Below are 20,606 nucleotides of genomic sequence, written 5' to 3' on the forward strand. Positions count from 1 at the left end.
CGCCGCGCCGCACAACTCAAGAAAAAACCGGGCCTTGCGAGCCCGGTTTTTTTATTCCTCACTGCACCTTGAACAAGCCCCACAGACCGCTGTTGACGAACTGGGTCGGGCCGTCGCGGTAGTGCCAGTAGCCGCGTTTCGCACCGCCGTAGAGGCTGGCGCTGACGCCCTTGCCCGGGGCGATCAGGCTGGCGCCGGTGGCGACGAAGCGCTCGATGCCGAGGTCGGCATAGCTGTGGCCGATGACGCGGAAGCTGTGCTGGCGCGCCCGGCCGTCGGCCTGCAGCACCCGGAAGGTCACGGCCTCGCCGGCCTTGGCACCGAACACCGGCGTCTCCACCGGCAGGCCGCGCAGGTCGGACGGCAGGCGGGCGTCGTTGTCGGTCATCAGCGTGGGCGCCAGTACGCAGGGGTTGATGTCGCCCGACACGGTCAGCGCCAGCTGGCACTCGGCGTTGGGCTGGCCGTTGTAGTCGATGCGTGACCACAGCGGCTCGGCGCGGTAGTTGAGCGCGCGCTCGCCCATGTCGTAGGAATCGTCGCCGGTGTCGTGCTGGCGGATCGCGGCGCGCTCGGCGCCCAGGCGCAGGTTCAGGCCGTCCTGGTAGTGCAGCACGAACTCGCGGTAGCGGCTGCCGTCGCTCCTGCGGATGACGGCCTCGGTGGCGCGGTCGGCACCGGTGGTGCTGGTGTTGGCCGCGTTCCACCAGGTGGCGCCACGCGGCTCGACGATCAGGCTGCCGACCAGGCCCTGGCTGCCGTGCTTGACGACGTCGCTCATCGCGCGCAGCGGCACGGTGCCGAACTCGCGCGGCGTGCCGCCCTTGGCCACACCGTTGAGCAGGTCCCAGTCGATCGTGCCGGCGTACCAGACGTAGCTGCGGCTCTGGCCCGGCGCAACGAGCTGCTCGGGGTTGAGGCCGACGTTGGCCGAGTCGCTGCTGCGCGGGTCGAAGTGCACCAGCTGGGCGTGGATGCCGACCTGGCGCGAGGGCTTGATGTCGTCGACGCCCAGCGAGGTGACCTGCGGCAGCGGTGCATCGCCCGGCAGGTCGGGCACCGGCAGGTTGGCCGGCAGGCGGTTGCGCAGGTTGACGGTGATGCAGTCGCCGGCATTGGCGCGCATCACCAGCGGCTCGGGCGCCTTGCTGCCGGCGCGCAGGGCGGCGACATCGGCGGCGTGCACGTACATCAGCGCGCTCGGGTCGCTGATGCCGGCACGCCGGTTGTAGACCAGCGCGCCGCCGGGCAGCAGGTCGCGCGCGGCCCAGACCTCGAGGTTGTAGGTGCGCGCGGTCGAGCCGACCGGGCAGCCGTTGAGGCCCAGCGCCGAGGTGGTGGTGTTGAGCAGCCCGCCCAGCAGGCCGCCGAGCAGGTTGCCGGTGCCCTGCACCAGGCGGGTGGACAGCGGCTGGATCAGGCCGGTGGCCAGCGTGCCGGTCAGGCTGTCGAGCGCGTTGGCATCGGCGTAGGTGCGCAAGATGCCCCAGGCGCCGTTCCACAGCGCGTCGGTGCTGCCGTAGTGGAACAGGTGGTCGACCTGCCTGGCGCCGCCGGTGACCTTGGCGAGCAGGCCGAGGTCCATCTCCATGTGCTCGGAGATGCCCAGCTCCTGCGCGGCCACGTAGGGCGCGTTGGCGTCGGAGATCTCGCGCTTCCAGCGCTGGCCGTGCAGCGTGAAGACGTGCTGCACCTCCTGCGCGCCGTGGATCAGCTTGAGCTGCACCCGCTCGCCCTCGAAGGCGCGCAGCACCGGCGTGTACGGGTCGCCGTGCAGACGCGAGCTGAACAGGTTGGCCGGGTCGGCGCGCGAATCGGTGTACAGGCCGGACTTGTCGCCGTTGCTCGACAGGCGCAGCGGCAGCGGCTCGTTCTTGTAGTTGACGAGGTAGGGGTTGTGGTGGCTGGCCGAGATCGCCTCGGGCCTGGCCGGCGGATCGACCGGGCGGCCGTCGGCGGTGTAGAGCAGCGCGAAGTCGGCGCTGGCGAGCAGGAACTCGCGGAAGTCCGGGTGCGTGGCCGGATCCTGCGCACCCTTGACCAGCGCCTCGGGGCCGACACCGCCGGCCAGCGGCTGGCCGCTGCGGGTGTCGAGCCACTGCGTGCCCTTGGGCTCGACCACCAGCGCGTTGTAGAAGCCGTGCTGCTGGATCGACGACGGGCCGAAGTGGTCGTGCGAGAACACCGTGCGCAGGGTGCGATCGCGGCCGTCCTTGTCGAACAGTTCGTCGGCCCACCAGCGCTGCACGCTGGTCTGGTAGCCGATGGCCGCCGGCTCGGGCAGCACGGCGTGGCCGTCGACCAGGCGCACGCTGCCGTCGTCGGCCATCTGGCGCACCGAGCCGCCGGGCGCCAGCGCGGCCTCGGCGCGCTCGATCAGCGCGCCGCGCGCGAAGGTGCCGTCCTCGTAGTTCCAGCCGTTGCCGCCGCCGTCGGAGGCCATGACGTCGAACTTCACCAGGTGGATGTGCTGGCTGATGGTGTCGGTGGGCGTGAGGGCCTGGAAGTCGTCACGCGCCAGCACCTCGGGCGTGCGGTTGGTGTGGAAGAAGTTGATGCAGTCGCCCGAGTGGGCGCGGAAGAAGAACGGCTCGGCCGGACGGGTCTTGCCCTCGTAGGCCGAGACCTCGCTGCTGAGCACGTTGATGCGCGCCTGCGGGTCGTGCCAGCCGGCCTTGTTGACGACCAGGTCGAGCTGGATCGCCGAGACGTCGTAGCGGCGCGTCGGCGCGGTCGCCGGGCAGGGGTCGGCAAACGGCGCCCCCGGTGCGGCCGGGCGGCCGTTGACCTTGAAGGTGGCGCCGGCACCGGCGGGGGTGCGGCTGGCGTGGCCGGCGCTGCGGGCGTGGAAGGCCATCGCGGCACGTTCGAGCGGCGTGCCGGCGTCGGGCAGCAGCGTCAGGTCGGCGCTCAGGATGTGCGACGACAGGTCGGCCGCGGCCACGCCGGCGCCCAGTTCGCGGGTGCCGGCGGTGATGATGTGGCGGCCCAGGCCGGTCTCGCCGAGCCGGCTGTCGGCACTCAGGTCGAGCGGCGGCTGCGGCGGGCGATGGCCGGCCACGCCGGGCACGAAGAACGGGAAGCCGGGCGTCGCCGCCGCGCCGTAGGTCGGCGCGGGCGCCAGCGCCACGCCCTGGATCGGCAGCAGCGCCGGGCTGTAGGCGCCGCCGTCGGTCTGGCCGCTGAGCGGGTCGGTGCCACGGCCGAGTTCGCCGTCGGGCAGGCGCCGGCGGCCGTCCTCGAACACGTCGTGCACCCGCCACAGGCCCCACATGCCTTGGGCGAAGTGCGGGTACATGTGGCAATGGAAGATCGCGTCGCCGACCGCCAGGTTGCGGTTGCTGCCGGTGTAGGCGATGTCGAAGCTCAGGCCCTGGCGCGGGCCGATGGTCTGGCTGTCGAGGTAGGCCGACTTGCCGTCACCGGCGCCGCTCTTGGCGAACCACTGGTTGGCGTGCAGGTGGAAGACGTGGGTTTCCTTGACGCCGGCCTGCAGGGTGCGGAACTTGACCGGGTCGCCGAGGTAGCTGTGGTGCACGTTGCCCGGATCGTCCGGGTAGCGCTGCACCGGCCGGCCGTCGAGCCCCTGCTGCACGATCATGGCCGGGTCGCCGTTGGCCCACGAGGTCAGGAAGAAATCTTCCAGCGCGCACTCGGCGCAGTTGGCCGCCGGGCCGACACCGGCGCGGTTGGCCGCCACGATGGCGCCCAGGCCGCTGGCGCCGTAGTTGATCGCGAAACCGTCGCGCAGGCCGGCGCCGGCGCCGGTGGCATCGAAGGCGTCGCCGTAGGCCTGCACGGTCTTGAGCTCGTCGTGCAGGATCACGGTGAACTCGCGGAACCAGTTCTCGTTGGTGACCGCGTAGCCGTCGGAGACCACGTTGTAGCCCTGCACCACCGCGTTCAGGTCGCCGTGCACCAGCTGCCAGCGACCGGCACCGAGCGGCTGGTGCATGTTGAACAGCGGCAGGCCGGCGCGCCCGGTGAGCGCACCGTCGGGGTCGACCGCTTCGTAGTTCAGGAACGCCGAACCGCCGGCCTGGGCCCGCGCGGCGGCCAGCACCTCGGCGCTGACCTCGCTGCGGTAGACGTCCGCGCCGGCCGGCTCGACGTTGACGCTGCCGAACAGGCCCAGCACCGTCGAGCCACCGTCGGCCTGGCCGCCTGCGGGCGCGCCGTTGTCGTGGAAGATCTGCGCGCCCTCGCGCTCGAGCAGCAGCCGGTAGGTGATCGACCGGCCCGGCTCGATGCCGGCGATGCCGGTCACGCGCGGATCCCAGGCGTCGTAGCCGGTGGCCGTGGTGTCGTGGCTCAGGCCGTTGAACATCATCGAGGCGATGCGGGTGGCCGGGCGGTCGAAGCCGCCGCCGGCCTCGGCATCCGCGTCGCCGTCGGGCAGGTCGGGGGCTGTCGGCAGGTCGTTGCCGGGCACGCCCGGCGCGTCACGGCACAGCAGGTTGGTGAAGTTGACCTCGAGCCGGTCGCCGACGTTGCCGCGCAGCACCAGCGGCCGCGGGCGCTTGTCCGAGCGCAGCGCCACCTGGCAGGGCGTGGCCACCACGCCGGGCTGATCGAGCGTGCGACCGCTGACGAGGTCGACCACGTCGCGCTTGAGCGCGTAGACCATGCCGTAGGGGTTGTACGAGCCGAAGCGGTTGTAGACCAGCGGCTGGTCGAGTGCCACCACGTCGGCCACCACGGTGCCGCTGCTGCGTGCCCAGACGCTGCCGCTCCAGCCCAGCCCGAGGCTGGCGGTCACGGCCAAGGCGGTGTGCAGAGGCACCCGCATGAAATTTCGCTTCATCGTGATTCCTGAAGCCAGCCCACGGAACCGGCCGGATTCGGGGGCGGATCACGCGACAGGCCGGTTACTTTGCGTTTCTTATGTGCGAGTCATTTTTCACGAATAAGGTTGATCGAGATCAAACACACAAAAATTTGACGGTTTTTGTGCGTGCACCGAATCGACTGCACCAACACGCCCGTCCGGTGTCACGAACCACCCGCCATCCGAGCCATCGAACGACCTCCGCCAGAGGGAGAACAGCACGTCAAACGGCCTCTGACCGGCCACGTCCTATGAGCTCAAGTGGCTGATTTCGTTCACTTTCTCGGCCTGGTGCCTGAACCGATCCTGAACCGGATTCCTGCGCTCACCCCCTCTGATGCGGCCCTGCGAAGCGCCCGGCCGAGCCGCTCGATCACCCCTTGTTCGAGCGATCCGCAGCCGCCGCTCCTGCGGAAAGCACCGTCGACACGGGGGGTCAACGCCCCAGGACGGTGCGAAAAATCATCTCAATTCACACCAAAAAGTAACTGTATGTTTCTCGCTACACCCAGAACCGGCACCCGTGACAACCCACACATCCTTTAATCTGAATTAAGGAATTTCACTGGACACCGGACAAGAAATCCTCAACAGCGCGCGGCCGCACATGGCCGCAGCGCCCCCAACGACCCACAGGAGAAACGCAATGACGATGCGCATGAAGCCGCTGGCGCTCGCGTTGGCGCTGGCCAGTGCCGCCGCCTCGAGCCCGATGGCACAGACGCTGTGCCGCCCCGACAACACGACGCCGTTCACCGCCGGCCCGGTCGATCCGGTGCACGGTTTCGCGAACACGGTGACCGATTCGGAAGGCGTCTCGCTGGTGATCTGCACCGACAGCGTCGACGGCCTGGGCAACCCGCCGCCCTGCTTCTTCGACCCGGTGGTGGCCGGCAATGCGCAGTCCGAGGCCTCCGGCTTCGGCGGCGAGGGTTTCTGGTTCCTGGCCGACAACCAGATCGCCACCACCGGCGCCGCCGCGATCGACGCGCTGGTCGTGATGGCCACCGAAGCGGCCTACCTGACCGAGATCCCGGCCGCCGGCGAGCAGTTCTCGTTCACCCGCCTGCGCGTGCGCATCGACGTCACCGTGCCCGGCATCTACACCGTGCAGTACCCGTGGGGCGAGAAGCGCTACACCGTCAACGCGGTGGTCGACGACCGCAACCGCCCGCTGTCGCGCGAGGTCAACGACACCACCGACATCGAGTTCACGCCCAACGGCGCGCGCACCGGCAGCGTCGGCCCCTGGCTGCGCTGGGATCCGGCGGCGGCCCCGGCCGCGCCGGCCGGCTACATCGGCGACGGCGCCACGCTGCACCGCGTGGTCGGCAGCCCGTGCGGGCGCAACTTCGTGCGCATCAGCGCCACCACGCTCAACGGCACCACGCCGCTGGCGATCGACCCGACCGACGCCGACGGCGACGGCAGCACCAGCGTGATCAGCAACCCGCTGTTCACCGTGATGGGCAAGCTCGCCCCGCAAGGCATCACGCCGCTGACGGTCACGGGCGCCTACTACAGCCGCAGCGCCGGCCAGTCGATCAGCCTGTTCGCGACCGCACCGAGCACCGCCACCGTCACCGCCACCCCGGGCGGCACGCTGGCCAGCGACGGCACCGGCCGCTTCTTCGTCCACACCGCGCTGGCCAGCGTGCCGGCCACGGTGGCGTTCAACGCCAGCAACGCCGCGCAGGGCAACGGCCCGGCGCCGACGCAGAACGTGCCGATCACCGACCTCGTGACGGTCGGCAGCGCCAGCGCGGTCTGCAGCGGCACGCCGCGCAGCTGCACGCTGAGCGTGAGCGCCACGTCCAGCGACCAGGCCGCAACCGGCGCGCCGACGCTCAGCCTGCTGCTGGGCGGCAGCGCCACCCCGCTGGTCGACGGCGCCCTGACCCTGTCCGGCCTGAGCGTGCTGCCGGCGGCCGTGACCATCCAATCGAGTGCAGGCGGCGTGGGCAGCAAGCCCCTGACCGTCGTCAACCAATGAGCCGGGGAATGACCACCATGTTCAACCGCAAACTTTCCGTGGCACTGGTGGCCGGCGCGCTGGAGCTGTACGCCGCCTCGGTCGCCCACGCCGCCTGCCCGGTGCCCAACGGCGCCACGCCCTACGCCACCGGCCCGCTGAACCCGGTCGACGGCTACGCCGAATACGTCAGCGACAGCCGCGGCACCTCGCTGCAGATCTGCCGCAACGCCGACCTGTGCTTCTTCGACGAGCCGGTGCCCGGCAACCTGGTGTCGGCACAGACCGGCACCGGCGGCGAGTCGTTCTACTGGCTGGCCGAAGCCTCGGTGGCCGATGCCACCGCCGGTTTCGAGGCCCTGCTGGTGATGGCCGCCGAGGCTACCTACGCCACCGCCGAGCCGACCGCCGGCGAGCAGCTCACCTTCACGCGCTTTCGCCTGCGCCTGGACGTGCCGCAGCCCGGCGTGTATCAGGTCGAGCACCCGTACGGCGTCGACAGCTACCGCATCGAGGCCCTGGAAACCGGCCGCGACCTGAGCGAGACCTTCGACATCAGCTTCGTGCCCGACCAGCCCGACGCACGCGGCAAGGTCGGCCCCTGGCTGACCTGGGATCCGGTGCTGGCACCGCCGCCACCAGCCGGCTACATCGGTGACGGCGCCACGCCGCAGCCGGTGGTGGGCAGCCCCTGCGACACCAACTTCGTGCGCATCACCGCGACCGACTTCAACGGCCTGCCGATCGTCATCAACGCCAACGGCAGCAACGTCATCCGCACCGACCTGTTCGTGGTGCAGGGCCAGCTGTTCGACGGCCGGGTGCAGACCCCGCTGGACGCCGACCGCGTGACCTACAGCCGCACGCCCGAGCGGGTCGGCCAGGTCGACGCCTTCGCCACCTCGGCGGCCACGGCCGCCGTGACGATCCAGGACAGCGCCGGCACGCCGGCCGCGTCGGCCCGCCTGGCCACGCCGACGCCGCTGACCGCCGACGGCAACGGCAAGTTCTTCACCAGCGAGGTGCTGGCCGACGCACCCGACACCACCGCCCTGCCCGGCGCGATCGACGTCAATGCGCTGGTCGCCGACGGCAACACCGACGCCACCCGGCTGGTGCGCGCGCTGGTCGACCAGGTCACCATCACCCAGGCCGACTACGACCTGTCGACCGGCCTGCTCAACATCGCCGCCAGCTCCAGCGACACCCGCGTGCCGCCGACGCTGACGGTGCAGGAATACCTGCGCCCGGTCGGCGCGCCGATCGCCACGGTGGCGCCGCCCTCGCACGTCACCGTGATGTCGTCGGCCGGCGGCTGGGACCGCGTGCCGGTGCGCACGCTGGCCGCACTCGACCAGTCAGAACCCCCGGCCGCGCCGGGCGCCATCGGTGCGGTGGCCGACTCGCCGACCCAGGTCACGCTCGGCTGGAGCGACAACGCCGACAACGAGGGCGGTTTCGAGATCCTGCGCAACGGCGTGCTGATCGCCACCACCGCGGCCGACGCGACCTCGTTCGTCGACACCGCCGCGCCGCAGGACAGCACGCTGACCTACCAGGTCGTGGCCGTCAACGCCGGCGGCCGCAGCGCCGCGGCCACCATCACGGTGAGCACCCCGGTGCTGCTGATCGCACCGAGCGCGCTGGCCACCACCGCCGTCACCGGCAACAGCGTCGCGCTGCGCTGGACCGACAACGCCGCCAACGAGGCCGGCTACCTGGTGCTGCGCAACGGCCTGGTGATCGCCACGCTGGCGGCCAACACGGCGGTCTACACCGACACCACCGTGGCGCCGAGCACGGCCTACACCTACCAGGTGCAGGCCACCCACGCGCGCGCCCCGGCGGCCGGCTCGAACGTCATCACCGTGACCACGCCGGCGCTGATCAGCATCGTCGCGCCGGCCAACCTGAGCGCCGTGCTCGGCACGGTGGCCAACAGCGCCCGGCTGAACTGGACCGACGCGTCGACCGGCGAAACCGGCTACCGCGTGCAGCGCGCCACGATCACCATCGCGGCCAACGGCACCGCCACCACGGGCGCCTTCGCGACGATCACCACGCCCAGCGGCAACCTGCCCGCCAACGCCACCACGGTGCAGAACACCGGCCTGGCCGCCAACGCGCTGTACGCCTACCGGGTCAACGCCGTGAACGGCGCCACCCAGGGCCCGACCACGCAGGTCGTCCGCCACAACGGCACCCTGCCGGTGCCGGCCGGGCTGCGCAGCAACGTCACCAACGGCCTGCTGGGCGTCGGTGCCACGCCGGTGGGCCGGGTGCCGCTGAGCTGGACCGCCAGCACCGTGGCGGCCGTGGCCGGCTACGAGCTCGAGCGCTGCGTCGGCGCGCTGACCGTCTGCAATGCAGCCGGCGCCACCTGGATCCCGGTGACACGCCTGAACGGCCGCGCCACCCGCACGTTCAACGTCGACGGCCTGCCCTCGCGCCAGGCCCAGTCGTTCCGCATCCGCAGCCACACCGGCACGGTCGGGCTGACCGGCGCCTGGTCGGCCGCGGTGGTCGGCACGCCGCGCTGATCGCACACGGCCATCAGGCTGATCGCAACGCCCCGGACGGCTCGCCGCCCGGGGCGTTTTTCATGCCGGATTCGACGCACTGCGTCAACCTCGGTGCACAAGATTCGGGTGAACCCTGATTTGATTCGGATCAGATCTTCATTAAACTAATCGTCAGCATGCACACTATCAGCATTCACAGCGCAAGGACTCGCACATGAACGCAACTGGACTTTCGGATCTCCCGGTGCTGGTCGCCGGTGGTGGCATCGGCGGCCTGGCCGCGGCGCTGGCGCTGGTGCGCCAGGGTTTCAAGGTCAAGGTGCTGGAGCAGGCACCCGAGATCGGCGAGATCGGCGCGGGCATCCAGCTCGGCCCCAACGCCTTCCACGCCTTCGACGCCCTGGGCGTGGGCGAGAAGGCGCGCGGCCGCGCGGTCTACACCGACTACATGGTGATGCACGACGCCATCGACGAATACCAGGTCGGCAAGATCCCCACCGGCGAGGCCTTCATCCAGCGCTTCGGCAACCCCTACGCGGTGATCCACCGCGTCGACGTGCACCTGTCGCTGCTCGAAGGTGCGCAGGAAACCGGCCGGATCGAGTTCTTGACCTCGACGCGCTGCGAGCGCATCGAGCAGGACGACACCGGTGTCACCGTCTACGACCAGCACGGCACCGCCCACCGCGGCGTGGCGCTGATCGGCGCCGACGGCGTCAAGTCGGTGGTGCGCCAGCAGTACGTCAACGACCCGGCGCGCGTGACCGGCCACGTGGTCTACCGCGCGGTGGTCGACAAGAAGGACTTCCCCGAAGACCTGCAGTGGAACGCCGCCAGCATCTGGGTCGGCCCCAACTGCCACCTGGTGCACTACCCGCTGCGGGGCGGCGAGCAGTACAACGTGGTCGTCACCTTCCACAGCCGCGAGCAGGAGGAATGGGGCGTGCGCGACGGCAGCAAGGAGGAGGTGCAGAGCTACTTCCAGGGCATCTGCCCGAAGGCGCGCCAGCTCATCGACCTGCCCAAGACCTGGAAACGCTGGGCCACCGCCGACCGCGAGCCGATCGGCCAATGGACCTACGGCCGCGCCACGCTGCTGGGCGACGCCGCCCACCCGACCACGCAGTACATGGCGCAAGGCGCCTGCATGGCGATCGAAGATGCCGTGACGCTGGGCGAGGCGCTGCGTGTCAACGGCAACGATTTCACCCAGGCCTTCGACCTGTACCAGCGCTCGCGCGTGGCGCGCACCGCGCGCATCGTGCTGTCCAGCCGCGAGATGGGTCGCATCTATCACGCCAAGGGCGTCGAGCGCCTGGTGCGCAACGACCTGTGGAAAGGCCGCACGCCCGAGCGTTTCTATGACGCGATGGAATGGCTGTACGGCTGGAACGTCGACAACTGTCTGGCGAAATGATTGGGGAACACACCATGCAAGAACTTGGACGCCTCGAAGACCTGCCCGCCGACTACGTGCAGGCACTGCGTGACCTGAACCTCGTGCCGCTGTGGCCGAGCCTGCGCGGCGTGCTGCCGCCGGGCAAGCCGCGGCCCAACACCCGCGCCACCGCCTGGGCCTACGAATCGATCAAGCCGCTGCTGCTGAAAGCCGGCGAACTGACGCCGATCGAGAAGGCCGAGCGCCGCGTGCTGGTGCTCGCCAACCCCGGCCACGGCCTGGAGAAGATGCAGGCCAGCGCCGCGATGTACCTCGGCATGCAGTTGCTGCTGCCGGGTGAGTGGGCGCCGTCGCACCGCCACACGCCCAACGCGGTGCGCATGATCGTCGAGGGTGAAGGCGCCTACACCACGGTCGACGGCGAGAAGTGCCCGATGTCGCGTGGCGACCTGATCCTGACACCCACCGGCCTGTGGCACGAACACGGCCACGACGGCAGCGAGCCGGTGGTCTGGCTCGACGTGCTCGATCTGCCGCTGGTCTATTACATGGAGGCCTCGTATCACATCAACGGCGAGCGCCAGACCGTCAAGCCCGGCCAGGGTGACCGCGCCTATGCACGCGGCGGCGTGGCGCCGACGGTGATGTTCGATCGCTCGGACAAGCGCTACCCGATGCTGCGCTACCCGTGGGTCGACGCACGCGCCGCGCTGGTGTCGCTGGCCGCCGACCGGCCGGATCTGGACGCGGTGCAGGTCACCTACGTCAACCCCGAGACCGGCGCCGACGTCGAGAACATCCTCGGTTTCTACGCGCTGATGCTGCGCCCGGGCCAGACGCTGCGCCTGCCGGTGCGCTCGCCGGCGATGGTGTTCCACGTCATCGAAGGTGGTGCCGAGGTGAAGGTCGAAGACCAGCGTTTCACGCTCACCGAGGCCGACACCTGCTGCGCGCCCGGCTACACCGAGGTGAGCCTCGTCAACCGCTCGGCCGACACGCCCACCTTCGTCTTCATCGCCGACGAATCGCCGCTGCACCGCAAGCTCGGCGTGTTCGAGAACCGCGGCTGAAAATCGGCCCGCCCCTTCTTTTTAGATCTGCTTTGAATCTTCAGGAAACCCCATGACCGAACCGACCTACCTCTGGAACCCGCCGCCCGTCTACTCTCTGCCGGTGCGCGGCAAGACCGAGCGCTTGGCCGTAAACCGCCTGTTCTTCGTCGGCCGCAACTACCACGCGCATGCGGTCGAGATGGGCAAGCCGGTCGACAAGAGCGTCGAGCGGCCGTTCTATTTCACCAAGGCGCCGTCGACGCTGGTCGAGTCGGGTGCCACCGTGGCCTATCCGCCCGAGACCAAGAACTACCACTTCGAGATGGAACTGGTGGTGGCGATCGGCGCGGCAGGTTTTCGCGTCAAGGCCGAAGACGCGCACACCGTCATCTACGGCTACGCCGTGGGCCTGGACATGACGCGCCGCGACCTGCAACTCGTCGCCCGCGACAAGGGCCGGCCGTGGACGCTGGGCAAGGACATCGAGCAAGGCTCGGTCTGCTCCGAGATCGTGCCGATGGCCGGCACGGTGATCGGCGAGGGCGAGATCGCGCTGGCCGTCAACGGCGTCACCAAGCAGCACTCGGACGTCAACAAGCTGATCTGGGACATCCGCGAAATCATCGCCGACCTGAGCCTGTTCTATCACCTGCAGCCCGGCGACCTGATCTACACCGGCACGCCCGAAGGCGTGGGCGCGGTGGTGGCGGGTGACCACATCACCGGCCACGTGGCCGGCGTGGCCGAGGTCGCGCTGACCATCGGCGCGGCTGAATAAACCCATGAAGCTGTACAACTTCTTTCGCAGCGGCACCTCGCATCGGCTGCGCATTGCCCTGAACCTCAAGGGCCTGACGACCGAGTACGTCGCGGTCGACCTGCGCACCGAGGCGCACCTGAAGGCCGAGTTCAAGGCCATCAACCCGCAAGGCCTGGTGCCGGCGCTGGCGCTCGACGACGGCCGGATGCTGATCCAGTCGCCGGCCATCATCGAGTGGCTGGAAGAGCGCCACCCGAGCCCGGCGCTGCTGCCCGCCGACCCGGAAGACCGCGCCCGCGTGCGTGCGCTGGCGGCGATCGTCGGCTGCGACATCCACCCGATCAACAACCGCCGCATCCTCGAGACGCTGCGCAAGCAGTTCGGCGCCGACGAGACCACGGTCAACGCCTGGTGCGCGGCCTGGATCGGCGACGGCTTCGATGCCATCGAGGCGCTGCTGGCGGCCGATGCCAAGCGCGGTGCGTTCTGCTTCGGCGACGCGCCGACGCTGGCCGACGTCTACCTGGTGCCGCAGGTGGAGAGCGCGCGGCGCTTCAAGGTCGACCTGACGCGCTGGCCGCTGATCGCGGCGGTGGATGCGGCTTGCGGCCAACTCGAAGCGTTCCGCCGCGCCGCGCCGGCGGCGCAGCCGGACGCCTGACCGGGCCCCCGAACCGGGGACGCTGCATCGGCGACTCGCCGGTCGTCCTCGGCCAAAGCATGCCAATTCAATCCAATCAGGGCTAACCCGATATACCCGATTGGCATAGCTGCTAGCGTGCATTCGCTCTGGCCCACCGTTTCGAGGGTAGGGAGAATGCACGCTCCCAAACTGGAGACTTTCCGTGCACGAACCCCTACCCCCTGACCTCGCGCCCGCCGTCGCGCCGGTCGAACACGGCGCCTACGGCCGCGCGCTGAGGGCGTGCGCACGGGTGCTGGCGCTGGCCGGCGGACTGGTCTTCATCGCCCTGGTCGGCATGTCGATCGTCTCGATCGTCGGCCGCAAGATCGCCTCGGCACCGGTGCCCGGCGACGTCGAGCTGCTGCAGATGTGCGCCGCGTTCGCGTCGGCGAGCTTCTTCGCCTGGTGTCACCTGAACCACGGCGACGTGCGGGTCGACTTCTTCACCCAGCACCTGCGCGAGATCACGGTGCGCCGGATGGACGGCGTGGGCTCGGTGCTGGTCGGCCTGTTCGGCGCGCTGATCGCCTGGCGCAGCTTCGCCGGTGCGATGAACCTGCGCGAGTTCGAGGAGACCTCGCCGATCCTCGGCCTGCCGCTGTGGATCGCCCAGGTGCTGATGGTGCCGGGCTTCGTGGTGCTCGCCCTGGCGGGCTTCTACATGGCCTCGCGGCTGTTGCGTGGAGAGAAGGCATGAGCGGCATTGCATCCGGAGGCCTGATCTTCGCCGCGCTGATGGCGATGCTGGTGGTGCGCGTGCCGATCGGCATCGCCATGTTCATGGCCGGTGCCGGCGGCTACTTCGCGTTGAGCGGCATGGACGCCACGCCGCTGCTGGCGTCGCTGAAGAACCTGGCCTATGCGCGGCTGTCCAACTACGACCTGGTGGTGATCCCGCTGTTCCTGCTGATGGGCCAGTTCGCCACCAACGGTGGCCTCAGCCGCAGCCTGTTCCGCTTCGTCAGCGCCTTCATGGGCCACTGGCGCGGCGGCATCGCGATGGCGTCGATCGGCGCCTGCGCCGGCTTCGGCGCGATCTGCGGTTCGTCGCTCGCCACGGCCGCGACGATGGGCCAGGTGGCGCTGCCCGAGCTCAAGCGCCACCGCTATTCCGGCGCGCTGGCCACCGGCTGCCTGGCTGCCGGGGGCACGCTGGGCATCATGATCCCGCCGTCGGTGCCGCTGGTGATCTACGCCATCCTGACGCAGGAGTCGATCGGCAAGCTGTTCATGGCCGCGGTGCTGCCGGGCCTGATCGCGATGGTCGGCTACATGGTCGTGGTGCAGATCATCGTGCGCCTCAAGCCCGACGCCGGCCCGGCCGGCGAGCCGGTGCCGTGGCCCGAGCGCCTGAAGGCGATGGCCGAGGTGCTGCCGGTGCTGGTGGTGTTCGCGGTGGTGATCGTGGGCATCTACGGCGGCTGGGCCAACCCGACCGAAGCGGCAGCGATCGGCGCGGCGGCCTGCGGCGCGCTGGCCGTGCTGCGCGGGGGCATGCGCTGGCCGGGCATCCTGGAGAGCGCGCTCGGCACCGCCAGCGCCACCGCGATGATCTTCCTGGTGCTGCTGGGCGCCGACATGCTCAACAGCGCGCTGGCGCTGTCGCAGATGCCGGCCGAACTGGCCGCCTGGGTGCAGGCCGCCGGTTTCCCGCCGCTGCTGGTGATGGTGGCGATCCTGCTCGTCTACCTGTTCCTCGGCTGCGTGATGGACAGCCTGGCGATGATCCTGCTGACCATTCCCATCTTCTACCCGGTGGTGATGGGGCTGGACTTCTGGGGCCTGTCGCAGGTCGACAAGAGCGTCTGGTTCGGCATCCTGGCGCTGATGGTGGTCGAGATCGGACTGGTGCACCCACCGGTGGGCATGAACGTCTACATCATCAACCGGCTGGCCCGCGACGTGCCGCTGACCGAGACCTTCAAGGGCGTGATGCCCTTCCTGGCCTCGGACCTGGTGCGCATCGTCGCGCTGCTGTTCTTCCCCTCGCTCTCGCTGGTGCTCGTGCGCACGTTCGGCAGTTGAACCTGCGGCGCCTTTTCATCCCTCCCACCCTGGAAAGCCCAACATGAAGATCCGTCATTCCCTGATCGCCGCGGCCGTCGCCGCGGTCTGCGCCACCCCGGCGATGGCCCAGCAGGTGGTGCTCAAGGTGCACCACTTCCTGCCGTCGACCTCGAACGTGCAGCTCAACCTGATCCAGCCCTGGTGCGACAAGATCGCCAAGGAATCGGCCGACAAGCTCAAGTGCCAGATCTACCCGGCCATGACGCTGGGCGGCACGCCGCCGCAGCTGTTCGACCAGGCCCGCGACGGCGTGGCCGACATCGTCTGGACGCTGCCGACCTACTCGGCCGGCCGCTTCGTCAAGAGCGAGGTCTTCGAGCTGCCGTTCTTCACCCGCAGCGCCAAGGGTTCGAGCCAGGCCTACTGGGCCTACGTGCAGAAGAACGCGCTCGACGAATACCGCGGCGTCAAGCCGCTGTGGCTGCACACCAATGACGGCTCGTCCTTCCACCTGGCCAACCCCAAGGGCGTGAGCAAGCTCGAAGACCTCAAGGGCCTGAAGATCCGCGCCGCCACGCGCCTGAACTCGCGCATGCTGGCTTCGCTGGGCGCCACGCCGGTGCAGATGCCGCTGCCGGCGGTGCCCGAGTCGATCAGCAAGGGCGTGATCGACGGCGCGATGGTGCCGTGGGAAGGCGTGCCGACCGTCAAGCTGCACGAGATCGCCAAGAGCCACCTCGACGTGCCGACCGGCCAGCTGAAGTTCGCCAACTCGCTGTTCGCCTTCGTGATGAACCAGGCCAAGTACAACAGCCTGGCCCCCGAACTCAAGAAGGTGATCGACGACAACAGCGGCCCGGCGACCTCGGCCTGGGCCGGCGAGAAGGGCTTCGACAGCGTCGTCGCCGGCAACCACAAGATGTCCGGCGACCGTGGCAACGCGCTGCTCAAGCTCGACGCCGCCGAATACCAGCGCTGGGTCAAGGCGAGCGAAAACGTCGACGACGAGTGGATCAAGGACGTCTCGGCCAAGGGCGCCAACGGCAAGGCGCTGCTGGAAGACGCCCGCGCGCTGATCAATCAGTACGACCGCTGAACCAGCGGTTGAACCGAACCCGTGACCACGCCCCAGGGGCGTGGTGCCACGCGATGCTGGCCGCCACCTGATCGACAGGTGCGCGGCCAGCGCTTTTTCGAGGGCACTTGACGTGTGCAGGGGCGGGTTGCCGCACACGCTGGCGTAGATTCCGGATCTGCTGCAACTCACATCGCCTCTCGACCATGCACGCCACCCTCCTTTTGCTGACCCTTGCCGCGGCCACCTTTCTTGGCGCCTGCTCATCGCGCATGGCCTACGAATCGGGCCAGGCCATGCAGCGCAACGCCTGCGACAAGATCATCGACATGCAGGAGCGCCAGCGCTGCATGGCGCGGGTCAACATGCCGTACGACAAGTACCAGCGCGAGGCCGACGAGGCACGCGGCGGGGCGGTCGAGTCCAGGTAAGGAGCAGACGATGGGCAAAGGCAACGACAAGGCCGACAAGCGCGTCGGCAACGGCAAGAACGGCGCCATGAGCCGCGCCGACTACGAGGCCGCGCTCGAGCCGATGCAGCTCGAGCTGATGCAGGTGGCGCGCTGGGTCAAGCACACCGGGCAGCGGCTGCTGATCGTGCTCGAGGGGCGCGACACCGCCGGCAAGACCGGCGTCATCAACGCCATCGAGCTGGGCCTGAACCCGCGGCTGTGCCAGGTGGTGGCGCTCGGCAAGCCCAATGACGAGGAGCGCAGCCAGTGGTATTTCCAGCGCTACGTGCCGCACCTGCCGGCGGCCGGGCGCATCACGCTGTTCGACCGCAGCTGGTACAACCGCGCCGGCGTCGAGCGGGTGATGGGCTTCTGCACCGAAGCGCAGGCGAAGGCGTTTCTCAGGCAGGTGCCCGACTTCGAGCGCGCGCTGGTGGAGGACGGCATCCTGCTGTTCAAGTACTGGCTCACGGTCGACCAGGCCGAGCAGGAAAAGCGCTTTGCCGAGCGGGTGCAAGACCCGCGCAAACGCTGGAAGCTGTCACCCATCGACCTGCAGGCGCGCCTCAAGTACCGCGAATACGGCGCCGCCCGCGACGCCATGCTCAAGGCCACCCACACCGAAGCGGCGCCGTGGACGCTGGTGGATTTCAACGACCAGCGGCGCGGCCGGCTGACGCTGATCCGCCATCTGCTCGACCGCCTGCCCGACGTGGCGGTGCCCGAGGAGGTGCTGGCGTTCGAGCCGCTGCCCGGCCCGCCGGGGCGCGAGAGCCTGCGCGGTGCCTTCAAGCCGCTGGCCGGCTGGCGCTGAGCCGGCCGTCCCTCAGCCCGGGCACCAGCCCTCGGCGGCCTGCAGCGTCCAGCTGCCGTCGCCGGGCAGATCCAGCACCTGCCGGTGGTAGCGCAGCACGGCCGGGTGGTGGCTGACGCTGATCGGCGTGATCGACAGGCCGGCGAGCTGCTGGTAGAGCAGCTCCTCGTTGACGCCGTCGAGCGCGCTGGTGGCTTCGTCGAGCAGCACGTAGCGCGGCTTGGCCAGCAGCGCACGCGCAAACGCCAGGCGCTGCTGCTCGCCCACCGACAGCACCTTGGCCCAGTCCAGCTCGGCGCCCAGCCCGCCGACCCGCTCGGCCAGCGCGGGCAGGTTGACGCGGTCGAGCCAGAGCAGCAGCTCGGCGTCGGAGATCTCGCGTTCGGTGTGCGGGTAGAGCAGCTGGCAGCGCAGGTCGCCCAGCGGCAGATACGGGTGCTGGGGCAGGAACAGCATCTCGCCCACGGCCGGGCGCCGCACGCGGCCCGAGCCGGTGTTCCACAGCCCCGCCAGCACGCGCAGCAGCGAGCTCTTGCCGCCGCCGCTGGGGCCGACGATCAGCAGCCCCTGGCCGGGCGGCACGGCCAGCGTGAGCTCGCGGATCAGCAGGTGCTCGCGCTGCGGCGTCAGCACCGTGAGCTGCTCGATGGCCAGCTCGGCAGCCGGCGCGGTGTGGATCTGGCCGACACCGTCGTCGTGCTCGCCGGCCGGCAACGTGGCCTGCTGGTCGAGGATGTCCGAGAAGCCGTAGAGCCGGTCGATGCTGGCGCCGAAGCGGCTCAGGGCCTCGAAGTGCTCGACGATCACGGTCAGCGCGCTCAGGATCGCCGCAAACGCGCCGGCGGCCTGGATGGCGCGGCCGACCTCGAGCTCGCCCGACAGCACGTCGCCGGCAATGATCACGCTCGGCAGCACGATGGTCAGGAACTTGTGCGCGTACTGGAACAGGTTGAGCTTGAACTGCCAGCGCAGCACGCGCTGGTAGTTGCGGAAGACGGCGTCGAAGACGCGCCGCAGCGTCGACATCTCGCGCGCATCGCCGCCGTAGAAGGCGATCGACTCGGCGTTCTCGCGCAGGCGGACCAGGTTGAAGCGGAAGTTGGCCTCGCGCTGCAGCTGCGCGAAGTTGAGCGCCACCAGCCGCGGCCCGAACACGGTGGCGGCGATGAAGCTGCTGACCAGCGCGTAGGCGATCAGGAAGTAGACCAGCGTCTGCGAGATCGACCACAGCACGCCCGAGAAGGCGATCAGCTCGATCAGCGCACCCAGCACGATCATCGTGAAGTAGAGCGACTGGCCGGTGAAGGCGTTGACGTCGTCGGCGATGCGCTGGTCGGGGTTGTCGATGCCGACGATGGCGTTGAGCCGGTAGTAGCCGCGGTGGGCGAAATAGCGATCCAGGAAGTGCTGCGTGAGCCACTGGCGCCAGCGCAGGCCGAGCGTGTCGCGCACGAAGTAGTAGGCCGCGTAGATCGGCACGCCGCCGATCAGGATCAGCGTGAAGCGCTCGATCGACGACCAGAAGCGGTCGGCGTCACGCGCCGCGAGCGCCGAGGTGAACTCGCCGCTCTCGTGGTTGAACATCACGTTGAAGCCGGTCTGGCCGAGCAGCAGCACGACCAGCAGCGCCAGCAGGCCGGCGGCACGCCAGCGCTCGTCGGAGCGGAAATACGGCGCCGCGATGGTGATGAAACGTCGCACCAGCCGGGCGTTGAACCCGGGTTGTTCCTGTGTCGTCATGGGGCTGCGGCGGCGTGCAACGGGCGCGCACCGGCCGCCATGATGTCAGTACCGACAGACCTGTCAGGCGCGCTGCTCGAACTCGCGGTCGCGTGCGCCGATCGCGCCGCGCGACAGATCGAGCAGCCCCTGCGCCAGCACGGCCAGCACGTCGTCGACGGTGGCGATGCCGACCAGCCGGCCGACGTCGTCGACCACGATGATGCGGTGCAGCCGGCGCTCGCGCATCAGCGCCACGGCGTCGAGCGCGTCCATCTCGGGGCGCGCCAGCACCAGGTCGGTCGACATGATGTCGCCCACCGTGAACAGCGCCGGGTCGAGCCCTTCGGCCATCAGGCCCAGCACCAGGTCGCGGTCGGTGACGATGCCCACCGGCCGCGTCTGCTCGGCCGCGTCGACCACCACCAGCGCGCCGACGTGGTGCTTGCGCATCAGCTGGGCGGCCACCAGGGCCTGGGTGTCGGGCTCGACCACCGCGACCATCCCCGTCGCGAAGTCTTTCAGGCAGGTGGGCATGGCGCGTTCCTTCGATCGGTGAGACCTTGTTTATGCGCCCGGCGCACGCGGCATCGGTTGACCAGAAGCAAGCGTGGCCCGGATGGACGGCCGCCAGGCCGAGGCGACCGGCGCAGGCCTTGCCGGTCAGGTGTCCGGCAGCTCACGCACCAGGAACTCGGCATTGCCGATGCGCGGGGCGATGAAGAACTCGGACTCGTCGAGGCCGTCGATCAGATGGCGCAAGGCCCGCACGACGAAGCCGTGCACCACCAGCAGCACGGTGTCGCCGGCGTGCACGGCGCGCAGTTCATCGAGGCACAGCGAGACCCGCTGCACCACCGCGCGGGTGGTCTCGCCGCCGGGCGGCGGCTGGTCCCAGGAGGTCAGCACGCCGCCGTGCCACAGCACCGGGAAACGCGCCGCCACCTCGTCGGGCGTCAGGCCGTCGAAGCGGCCGAAATGCTTTTCGCGCAGGCCGGCCATCGTGCGCACCGGCAGCCCGCGGGCACGGCCGACCGCCTGCGCGGTGTGCAGCGCGCGCAGCAGCGGCGAGGCCACGATGTGCGTGATGTCCGGCGGCAGCGCCGCGGCCAGCGCCTCGGCCTGCGCCAGGCCCCGCTCGTTGAGCAGCGCATTGCTGCGGCCCTGGTAGCGGTCGTCGATGTTGAGATCGGTCTCGCCGTGGCGAGCCAGATAGAGCTTCATGGCGTGGGTCGGAGTCGGAGGTCTGTGCGACCCGAGCATAGCCAAATCGATCCGATGGCCGATCGGGGGCGCCGGACCGGCACCGACCAACGTCACT

The 20,606-nt window shown here is 69.7% G+C and carries 15 protein-coding genes; 11 read left to right on the forward strand and 4 right to left on the reverse strand.

Translation table 11 applies throughout. From position 1 onward, the window contains the following. Nucleotides 1-58 precede the first annotated feature (58 nt). Complete coding sequence (locus LCHO_RS18245) at nucleotides 59-4,804, reverse strand: cupredoxin domain-containing protein (RefSeq protein ID WP_012348667.1); 4,746 nt, start codon at nucleotides 4,802-4,804, stop codon at nucleotides 59-61. 670 nt (nucleotides 4,805-5,474) lie between these two features. On the opposite strand from LCHO_RS18245, the gene LCHO_RS18250 reads away from it, so the two are divergent. From LCHO_RS18250 to ppk2, 11 genes are all read left to right on the forward strand, one after another. Beyond that, nucleotides 5,475-6,821, forward strand: a complete 1,347-nt coding sequence (locus LCHO_RS18250; protein ID WP_012348668.1) for a hypothetical protein — start codon at nucleotides 5,475-5,477, stop codon at nucleotides 6,819-6,821. A gap of 8 nt (nucleotides 6,822-6,829) precedes the next feature. Further along, on the forward strand, nucleotides 6,830-9,340 hold the full coding sequence (locus LCHO_RS18255; RefSeq protein ID WP_012348669.1) for a fibronectin type III domain-containing protein: 2,511 nt from the start codon (nucleotides 6,830-6,832) through the stop codon (nucleotides 9,338-9,340). Between the two features lie 196 nt (nucleotides 9,341-9,536). Beyond that, nucleotides 9,537-10,739, forward strand: coding sequence for a 3-hydroxybenzoate 6-monooxygenase (locus tag LCHO_RS18260; protein WP_012348670.1), 1,203 nt, complete (start codon nucleotides 9,537-9,539; stop codon nucleotides 10,737-10,739). 14 nt (nucleotides 10,740-10,753) lie between these two features. After that, a complete protein-coding gene (locus tag LCHO_RS18265; RefSeq protein WP_043704470.1) occupies nucleotides 10,754-11,791 on the forward strand; it encodes a cupin domain-containing protein in 1,038 nt (345 codons plus the stop codon). 52 nt (nucleotides 11,792-11,843) lie between these two features. Continuing rightward, nucleotides 11,844-12,551 carry a fumarylacetoacetate hydrolase family protein gene (locus LCHO_RS18270; protein WP_012348672.1) on the forward strand — a complete coding sequence of 236 codons (708 nt, stop codon included), beginning with the start codon at nucleotides 11,844-11,846 and terminating at the stop codon, nucleotides 12,549-12,551. Nucleotides 12,552-12,555: 4 nt separating this feature from the next. Next, nucleotides 12,556-13,194 (forward strand): maleylacetoacetate isomerase, encoded by a 639-nt coding sequence (gene maiA, locus LCHO_RS18275; RefSeq protein WP_012348673.1) that lies wholly within the window; start codon nucleotides 12,556-12,558, stop codon nucleotides 13,192-13,194. A 184-nt stretch (nucleotides 13,195-13,378) separates the two neighbouring features. Beyond that, complete coding sequence (locus LCHO_RS18280; RefSeq protein WP_012348674.1) at nucleotides 13,379-13,915, forward strand: TRAP transporter small permease; 537 nt, start codon at nucleotides 13,379-13,381, stop codon at nucleotides 13,913-13,915. After that, nucleotides 13,912-15,243 carry a TRAP transporter large permease gene (locus LCHO_RS18285; RefSeq protein ID WP_012348675.1) on the forward strand — a complete coding sequence of 444 codons (1,332 nt, stop codon included), beginning with the start codon at nucleotides 13,912-13,914 and terminating at the stop codon, nucleotides 15,241-15,243. Before LCHO_RS18280 ends, LCHO_RS18285 begins: the two co-directional genes overlap by 4 nt. Before the next feature lie 43 nt (nucleotides 15,244-15,286). Further along, entirely contained in the window at nucleotides 15,287-16,321 is a 1,035-nt protein-coding gene (locus LCHO_RS18290) for a TRAP transporter substrate-binding protein (RefSeq protein ID WP_012348676.1), read from the forward strand. Nucleotides 16,322-16,506: 185 nt separating this feature from the next. Next, nucleotides 16,507-16,731, forward strand: coding sequence for a hypothetical protein (locus LCHO_RS18295; protein WP_012348677.1), 225 nt, complete (start codon nucleotides 16,507-16,509; stop codon nucleotides 16,729-16,731). 10 nt (nucleotides 16,732-16,741) lie between these two features. Then, nucleotides 16,742-17,566 (forward strand): polyphosphate kinase 2, encoded by an 825-nt coding sequence (ppk2, locus tag LCHO_RS18300; protein ID WP_012348678.1) that lies wholly within the window; start codon nucleotides 16,742-16,744, stop codon nucleotides 17,564-17,566. 12 nt (nucleotides 17,567-17,578) lie between these two features. Here ppk2 and LCHO_RS18305 read toward each other — a convergent pair whose 3' ends face one another. The 3 genes from LCHO_RS18305 to LCHO_RS23770 form a co-directional block, all read right to left on the reverse strand. After that, nucleotides 17,579-19,306 carry an ABC transporter ATP-binding protein/permease gene (locus tag LCHO_RS18305; protein WP_012348679.1) on the reverse strand — a complete coding sequence of 576 codons (1,728 nt, stop codon included), beginning with the start codon at nucleotides 19,304-19,306 and terminating at the stop codon, nucleotides 17,579-17,581. A gap of 63 nt (nucleotides 19,307-19,369) precedes the next feature. Beyond that, complete coding sequence (locus tag LCHO_RS18310; RefSeq protein WP_012348680.1) at nucleotides 19,370-19,822, reverse strand: CBS domain-containing protein; 453 nt, start codon at nucleotides 19,820-19,822, stop codon at nucleotides 19,370-19,372. A 126-nt stretch (nucleotides 19,823-19,948) separates the two neighbouring features. Continuing rightward, a complete protein-coding gene (locus LCHO_RS23770; protein ID WP_012348681.1) occupies nucleotides 19,949-20,509 on the reverse strand; it encodes a histidine phosphatase family protein in 561 nt (186 codons plus the stop codon). Between the last annotated feature and the right edge of the window lie 97 nt (nucleotides 20,510-20,606).

The sequence above is a fragment of the Leptothrix cholodnii SP-6 genome (assembly GCF_000019785.1).
GTDB classification, from domain to species: domain Bacteria; phylum Pseudomonadota; class Gammaproteobacteria; order Burkholderiales; family Burkholderiaceae_C; genus Sphaerotilus; species Sphaerotilus cholodnii.